General features: G+C 32.2%; 1 protein-coding gene and 1 pseudogene. One reads left to right on the plus strand and one right to left on the minus strand.

Translation table 11 applies throughout. From position 1 onward, the window contains the following. Nucleotides 1–148 (minus strand): annotated as a pseudogene (gene cstR / locus KA845_RS10400) (persulfide-sensing transcriptional repressor CstR); the annotation flags it as partial. 137 nt (nt 149–285) lie between these two features. Between cstR and KA845_RS10405 the strand changes: the two are divergent. Then, a partial coding sequence (locus tag KA845_RS10405; protein ID WP_210128046.1) for a DsrE/DsrF/DrsH-like family protein occupies nt 286–1,278 on the plus strand: 993 nt, incomplete at its 3' end.

The raw sequence follows: 1,278 nt of genomic DNA on the forward strand, positions 1-1,278 counted from the left end.
CCATCAAACGTTGGATTGAACTTTTTGATGCACTGATTTGAGTAATGACATCTTTACAATCTTTTTCTTCTTCCATCATTTTAATAACGCCATTGAGTTGTCCTTGTATTCTATTAATACGATTAATCATTTTTTTATCATAATTCATAGTTATTTCCTCCACTTTTAATTGAATAAAGTCATAATAAACGATAAAAGTAAACATGTCAAATACCCCCTACCGTATTTGACATAATATAAATAATTAGTTAATATACCCGTATAGGTATTTATTAGGAGGTTAATATGAAACAATATAACGAAAATCATATCAATAATTTCAGTAAACAAGAATTAGAAAAATTGGGTGCACAAGGTCAACTGATTGACGTTAGAACACAAGAAGAATATGAGCTTGCACATATAAATGGTGCGATATTACATCCTGTAGATAAGATTGAATCGTTCAATAAAGATAAAAACACAACCTATTTTGTACACTGTAAAAGTGGTACCAGAAGTGCTAAAGCGAGCGAATATTTAGCTAAACAAGGCTACGACATTGTTAATTTAGACGGTGGCTATAAAGCATATGAAGCAAAATACGACGATGATAATACATTCGAAGAAAATACTAATGTAGAAATTAAAGCAGAGCGTAAACAATTTAACTATAGTGGTCTTCAATGTCCAGGTCCAATTGTAAACATCAGTAAAGAAGTGAAAAATATTGAAGTAGGCGAGCAAATCGAAGTTACAGTCACAGATCCTGGATTCCTTAGCGACATTAAAAGCTGGGTCAAACAAACTGGTCATACTTTAGTTAAACTTGATGAAAGTAATAATGGAATTAATGCTATCATTCAAAAAGAAAAACCAAAAGACTTACAAGTGAATCATACTGCTAAAGGTACGACAATTGTACTATTTAGTGGAGAGTTAGATAAAGCAGTGGCAGCAATGATTATTGCAAATGGCGCTAGAGCTGCAGGAAGAGATGTAACTATCTTCTTTACTTTTTGGGGACTTAACGCGTTGAAAAAAGCGCAAACAGTTAACGTTAAAAAGAAAGGTATCGCAAAAATGTTTGATTTGATGTTGCCAAAAACACCTTTGAAAATGCCACTATCTAAAATGAATATGTTCGGTTTAGGTAATATCATGATGCGATACGTAATGAAAAAGAAAAACGTTGATTCATTACCATCACTCATTAATCAAGCGATAGCTCAAGATATTAAATTAATCGCATGTACCATGAGCATGGATGTCATGGGTATTACAAAAGAAGAATTAAGA

It is taken from the genome of Staphylococcus sp. GDX8P114P-2 (genome assembly GCF_017892945.1).
Classification (GTDB): Bacteria; Bacillota; Bacilli; order Staphylococcales; family Staphylococcaceae; genus Staphylococcus; species Staphylococcus arlettae.